The following is a 6244-nucleotide window of genomic DNA, read 5'->3' as shown; positions in this document are numbered from 1 at the left end:
GGTCCTCCGGCGGACAAGAAAACTGTCACCCATGCTATCGGTCCATTCTGTTACCTATCTATCCGGTTCGGACGTAATCTCCTTCTCCCCGTCACTACACGGGGAGAAGGTGCCGGCAGCCGGATGAGGGGCAGCGCCAATCTTTGCAGTTGAGGTGAGATGCACAGCGGCGATATTGCGAGAAATGCCTCGGTCAGCGCCGCCCCTCATCGCCCTGCCGGGCGTTGGTCACTCGAAAAGCCAAGCAATTGGCTTTTCGTCCGCTACGCGGACCGCTCCTCAACCCCCGTATAGTGACGGGGAGAAGAAGGCTGTCGTCGGCGGTTTCGCCAATCGCCGGTCAAGCTACTCTCTCGAAATAATCTCCTGGCCGTCGATCACCAGCCTCAGCCCGAGATTGCCGGCCCTGCGGCGGGCGAGGAAGCGCGGGCGGCGCGTGGTCGAGACCCGGCCCTTGCGGCGATCCTTGGCCGGCAGCGCCTTGATGGCGGCGCCGAGCGATTCCTCAAGCGTGCGGGCAATGCCGTCGGATTCGATCAGCAGCATCTGCAGCCGGTAGGCGTCGGCCCAGGCGCGCCAGTCGGCGGCGACGTCGTCGAGATCGTCGGCCACCAGCAGCGGCACCGACAGCATCGGGTCGTTGTGCAGGAGTTCGAGGGTTACCGTGACATTGCCTTGCGCATCCTCCATCGCGCGGGCGGCAACGCCGCGAAACGCGTTGGCGGGCAGCGCGATGATCGCCGGCACGCCGCTCATCTCGAGCGTGCGGCGGATGACGGCGCCGCGCTGGTCGATGGTGAAGGTAACGTCGCCATAGTCGTCGCGCGTGGCATAGCTCACCACTTGCGGCAGGCGGAATGGGTCGAGGCGCATGTTGCGCCCGGCCCAGACGGGCTTCAATACACTGTTCATCTGCTGCCTTCCTGTGTTTCTCCTGAGAGCCGCTTTCACGGATCCCACCGGGCCAGTTTTCCCGGCCTCGTTGTGTGAAACATTAGCGCGAGCTTCTGCCGCGCGGCTTAAGAAAGTCAGTTAAATTTTGCTGATCTCAGGCGATGGTTATCGGAATGAAACCAGCCACAAAATGTTGAAAGGATCAGATAACCTTACCGGGATTCATGATGCCGGCCGGATCGAAGACGGCCTTCACCCGGCGCATCAGTTCGATCGCCATTGGCGGCGCGGTGGCGATCAGTTCGTCGCGCTTCAACTGGCCGATGCCATGCTCGGCCGAGATCGAACCGTGGAAGGAGCGCACGACATCGTGCACGGCATGGTTCATGGCGTGGTAGAGGCCGAGAAACGCTTCGTCGTCACCGCCCTCCGGCCGGGAGATGTTGTAGTGCAGATTGCCGTCGCCCATATGACCGAAGCAGACCACGCGCGCCTGCGGACTGACCGAAGCCACTGCACCGGCCGCCTTTTCGATAAACGCCGGGATGGATGCCACCGGCACCGAAATATCATGCTTGATCGAAGCACCTTCGGGCTTTTGCGAATCCGGCAGCACCTCGCGGAAGTTCCAGAACGCGTCGCCCTGCGCCAGGCTGGCCGCGATCACCGCGTCGCCGACGATGCCTTGCTGGAGGCCTGCCGACAGCACTTCTTCGATCAGCCCCCTGGCGTCCTCGGCTGAACGGCCCGACGACACCTGCATCAACACATACCATGGCCAATCCTGCGCCAGCGGCCGCGTGACGCCCTGCGCATGGCGCAGCGTGAAATCATACGGACGCCGGCCGATCAGCTCGAAGGCGGTGAGTGCCGCCCCTGCCCGGTCCATCGCCAGGCTGAACAGCGAAAGCGCTGCTTCCGGCGACGACAGGCCGGCAAAGGCCACTTCGCGCCCCTTGGGCTTGGGAAACAGTTTCAGCACCGCTGCGGTGATGATGCCGAGCGTGCCTTCGGCGCCGACGAACAGGTTCTTCAGATCGTAGCCGGTGTTGTCCTTCTTCAATTTGCGCAGATCGTCGAAGACCTCGCCGGTCGGCAGCACCACTTCGACGCCGAGGCAGAGTTCGCGCGCATTGCCATAGGCAAGCACGCCGGTGCCGCCGGCATTGGACGAGAGATTGCCGCCGATCTGGCAGGACCCTTGCGCGGCGAGCGACAGCGGAAACAGCCGGTCGGCGGCATCGGCCGCTTCCTGCAGCGTCTGCAGGATAACGCCGGCCTCGACTGTTACCGTGTTGGAGAAGACGTCGATCTCGCGAATGCGGTTCAGCCGCGACAAAGAAAGCACGATCTCGCGGCCGGATGCGTCAGGCACCTGGGCGCCGACCAGCCCGGTGTTGCCGCTTTGCGGCACGACCGGCGTTCCCGTCTCGCTCGCCAGGCGCATGATCCGGCTGATCTCGTCGACGCTGCCGGGGCGCAGCACCAAGGCGGTCCTGCCGTGCCATAGGCCGCGCCGCTCGGTCAGATACGGCGCAATATCGGCCTGGTCGCGCAGCGCATATTTGTCGCCGACGATTGCCGCGAAGCGGGCGATGAGAGCGGGATCGAGGTCGAAGGGTGCGTCGTTCATGGGCGCAAACTATGGCGCTCAATCGAGCTTGTCACGGGGGGCAGCGGCACGAAACAGCCGATCGTTGATCGCCTCGCCGAGCCCATCGAACGGGATCGGCTCGACGGCGATCGTCGCCGCACCGCTGCGGTCGAGTTCCTGCAAATACGCGAACAGATTGCTTGCGGCTTCGCGCAAATCGCCTGACGCGGACAGGTTGCGCAAGGCGGCCGCCGCTTGCCAGCCTTCGGCGCGGTCGCCACCAAAGGCCAGCAAGGCCTCGCCTTCAGCCACACTCTGTGCATCGAGCCGCACCGATGCGCGCGGCGCATAATGCGACGCCAGCATGCCGGGCGCCTCGATGCCGGCTGTCGCGCCGCGCTGCAGCTTAATGCCGGTGACGGCCTCGATATCGGCGGCAGCGATGCCGCCTGGCCTCAGCAGCCGCACGCTGTTGCCTTCGACCTTGACGATGGTCGATTCCAGCCCGACCGGGGTGGCGCCGCCATCGACCACCAGCTGGATTTTGGCGCCGAGATCGGCCGCGACGGCTTGCGCCGTCGTGGCGCTGATCTTGCCCGAAGAGTTCGCGCTGGGCGCGGCCAACGGCCGGCCGAGTCTGGCGATCAGCTCGCCGCCGAACCCCCTCGGCATGCGCAGCGCGATCGTATCGAGCCCGGCGGTGACCAGCGGATGGATGCCGTTGCCGGGTCGGAGCGGCAGCACCAGCGTCAGCGGCCCCGGCCAGAACGCCTCGGCCAGCCGCTTCGAAAGCGGGTCGAAGATCGCAATGCGCTCGGCCATCGCCAGATCGGCGACATGGGCGATCAGCGGGTTGAAGCGCGGCCGGCCCTTGGCTTCGAAAATGCGGGCGACGCCGACGCCATTGGTCGCGTCGCTGGCCAGTCCATAGACGGTCTCCGTCGGGATGGCGACGACGTCGCCGCCCTCAAGCAGCGCCAACGCCTGCTCCATCGCTTCGCCGACGGATAGTATCTCAGCCACTCGCTTCACCTCACAGGCACCGGACCTAAAGCGCGTCGCGCTGAACCGGATTCATGCGACGCGCTTTAGGTCTTTGTTTTGATGCATGTCGTTCTCTCAAAACCGGGGCCACTTTTGAGCGACATGCATTAGAGCGGTTCAGCGGTTCGCTGAAACGCTCTAAGTATTTGTTTTTGCGCAATTCCGGACGGAAAACCGCTACTCACTTTTCCTGGAATTGCTCTAATACGGCAGTGGTTTTCGGGCAAGCCGGCGTTGGCGAATTATCAATGCCTAAAATGCTACGTTTCCCTGCAAGCCGGCATCAATCCACTGGGGTTAAGGCTATTTGCGGTTAGGGCTGGCGGCTTGTCGGGCAAGGGGACGGTTTCGATGTCGATGCGTGTGCTTGGAGCGCTTGGTTTCACCCTGGCGGCGATGACCGGTGGGGCGCACGCCTCGTCGATCGTCTTTCTCGGCGTCTCGACCTCGACGCCATCGGTCATCAAGGTTGGCGGATCCGAACCGGTCAGGATCGCCTCGTCGCCATCGATCGTCGCACTCGGCGATGCCCAGCCCGATGTGACTTATGAAAAGGTCGCGGCGATCCCCGAAAAGCCTAGGCACGGCCAGGACCCGATGATCATTCGCGGCGGCATCGTCGGCGGCGCCTTCGCCGCGCCGGCTCCGGCCAGGGCGAGCGCCGCGGCGCCGGCGACTGAGCCGACGGCAGAGACCGCACCAGCCGGAACTGCAACGGCATCGAACGGCAAGCCCGAGTCGCAACCGGCAGCGCCGCAGCCGGCAGCAACACCGCAGCAGCCGATCGAGGGCGTCGGCAAAGCCGAGTAGGCCATTCAGCCAAAACAGTCGGCCAAGACAGTCGGCCGATCCATGCCGCTTGACGCCGATCGACGCCCCGGCGCAGGATCGGCTTGGCGGCGGCGGCCCCAATTTCGCCAATCGGGTTTGGCATGAGCGCGCCGGGTTCTAGGAGAGCGAGGGGTTATCATGAACATGACGAAATCTTTGACTATTGCCGGCCTGTTGCTGGCGTCACCTATAGGTGTCGGCGGCGCGCAGGCCGGTGACGAGCTAGGGTCCTACGTCGCGCGCATTTCCGATCGCGACCACCATGCCAGCGACGGCTATGAGCTGAGCAGCGCAGCACAGATGGTGCGGCAGGACCGTGCCAACTGGCACAAGTTCCACCGGCGCGATGCCGACGACCAGGGCGATGACTGGTTCCGCAGCAACGATGATCGCGCGTATCTGGAACGCATGCTGAAGCGCGGTGGCGCGATGAGCTCCTCGACACGGAACGCCATCGTCAATGGCGAGCCGCTGATCCAGGTCGACGTCTATTCAGACAGCGTGCATGTCAGCATTTTGGAGGACTGACTTCGTCAACCTCTGGAGGACTGACGGAGTCAGCCTCAAGACTGACACTTTGGTTCCGGACAAGAAGGGCGGCGTGGGAGCACCGCCCTTGTCGTCGCTGTCTTCGGGCATCTGCCCTTTAGCCAGCTATCCTGGAAAAATCCGCGACCTGATCGGTGGCCGTGCGGATGCGAGCCAGCAGCGCCAGGCGGTTGGCGCGCACGGCCTGGTCCTCATCATTCACGAGAACGCGTTCAAAGAATGAATCAACCGGTTCACGCAACACGCTAAGCGCCAGCATGGCGGCGGAAAAGTCTTCGTTTTGAATCGCTTCGCCGGCTTCTCTCTCCGCCTGATTCACCGCCGCAAACAGCGATTTCTCGGCCTCCTCGCGAAACAGCGCCGGCTCAACAGTCTCGGCGACGCGCGTTTTCTTCTTCTCCTCGGCAGCCAGAATGTTGGCCGCCCGCTTGGCGCCGGCGAGCAGGTTCTTGCCGTCCTCGGTGTCGAGGAAGGACCCCAGAGCTTCGACGCGACGCACGATCTGCAGGAGGTCGTCCGACTGCGATTGGCCGATCTCCCCCCTTGTGGGGGAGATTCCCGGCAGGGCAGAGGGGGGCGCGCCAGAATGAGAGGTCGGCGGGACAGCGCCCCCCTTTGTCGGCTTCGCCGCCCCCAAAAGGGGGGAGATTGGCGCGCTTCCACCACCTGCCAGCACGGCGTCAATGAGATCATGCCGAGCGCCCTGGTCGCGGAGATAGACTTTCAGGCGGTCGTGGAAGAAGGCGAGGAGGTCGGGCCCAAATGCCCGTCCAGCCTTAGACGCGAGATAACTCGCCGTTTGATAGGCACTATCGAAGAGCGATGTCAGCGGCAGTGAGATCCCATTCTCGATCAGGATCCTCACCACGCCCAGTGCGGCCCTTCTCAGCGCGTAAGGGTCCTTAGACCCCGTCGGCTTTTCATCAATGGCCCAGAAGCCGACCAGCGTATCGATTTTGTCGGCCAGCGCGACGGCAATCGACACCGGATTGGTCGGCACGCTATCCGACGGACCTTGCGGTTTGTAGTGCTCCTCGATCGCCGCAGCCACGGACGGATGCTCACCCTGCAGAAGCGCGTATTTGCGGCCCATTGCGCCTTGCAGTTCCGGAAACTCGCCCACTGCTTCTGTCGTGAGATCAGCCTTGGCCAGCACGGCGGCGCGAGCGGCGAGCGCGGTAATCTCCCCCCTTGAGGGGGAGATGTCGCCGAAGGCGACAGAGGGGGTCGTCTCGCGTGGAGTGCCAACTCCCTCTTTCTTCGAGAGACCGGACGGCGTCGCGGCAGCCGAAGCGACCCCCTCTGGCCTGGCGGCCATCTCCCCCTCAAGGG

Annotated in this window: 6 protein-coding genes; 2 read left to right on the top strand and 4 right to left on the bottom strand. The window is 64.0% G+C overall.

Annotated features, from left to right (window positions below; all coding sequences use genetic code 11):
* Positions 1–345: 345 nt before the first annotated feature.
* The 3 genes from NKI61_RS32030 to NKI61_RS32020 all read right to left on the bottom strand — a co-directional run bounded on the left by NKI61_RS32030 (position 346) and on the right by NKI61_RS32020 (position 3511).
* Positions 346–912, bottom strand: a complete 567-nt coding sequence (locus NKI61_RS32030) for a DUF6101 family protein (protein WP_023668457.1) — start codon at positions 910–912, stop codon at positions 346–348.
* 184 nt (positions 913–1096) lie between these two features.
* Positions 1097–2527, bottom strand: coding sequence for an FAD-binding oxidoreductase (locus tag NKI61_RS32025; protein ID WP_023687121.1), 1431 nt, complete (start codon positions 2525–2527; stop codon positions 1097–1099).
* Between the two features lie 18 nt (positions 2528–2545).
* Positions 2546–3511: an L-threonylcarbamoyladenylate synthase gene (locus tag NKI61_RS32020; protein WP_023709889.1), complete on the bottom strand. Its 966-nt coding sequence runs from the start codon at positions 3509–3511 to the stop codon at positions 2546–2548.
* Positions 3512–3883: 372 nt separating this feature from the next.
* Here NKI61_RS32020 and NKI61_RS32015 point away from each other — a divergent pair, with 372 nt between their 5' ends.
* Together NKI61_RS32015 and NKI61_RS32010 are read left to right on the top strand one after the other, a co-directional pair.
* Positions 3884–4342, top strand: coding sequence for a hypothetical protein (locus tag NKI61_RS32015; protein WP_023706636.1), 459 nt, complete (start codon positions 3884–3886; stop codon positions 4340–4342).
* Positions 4343–4501: 159 nt separating this feature from the next.
* A complete protein-coding gene (locus NKI61_RS32010; protein WP_023668461.1) occupies positions 4502–4891 on the top strand; it encodes a hypothetical protein in 390 nt (129 codons plus the stop codon).
* Between the two features lie 118 nt (positions 4892–5009).
* Here the strand turns inward: NKI61_RS32010 and NKI61_RS32005 are convergent.
* The coding region (locus tag NKI61_RS32005) for a glycine--tRNA ligase subunit beta (RefSeq protein ID WP_352842318.1) at positions 5010–6244 on the bottom strand (1235 nt) is incomplete at its 5' end.

It is taken from the genome of Mesorhizobium sp. M0514 (assembly GCF_040321145.1).
Classification (GTDB): Bacteria; Pseudomonadota; Alphaproteobacteria; order Rhizobiales; family Rhizobiaceae; genus Mesorhizobium.
The sequence above is the reverse complement of the archived record's forward strand: the minus strand, read 5'-3'. Positions and strand labels throughout refer to the sequence as shown.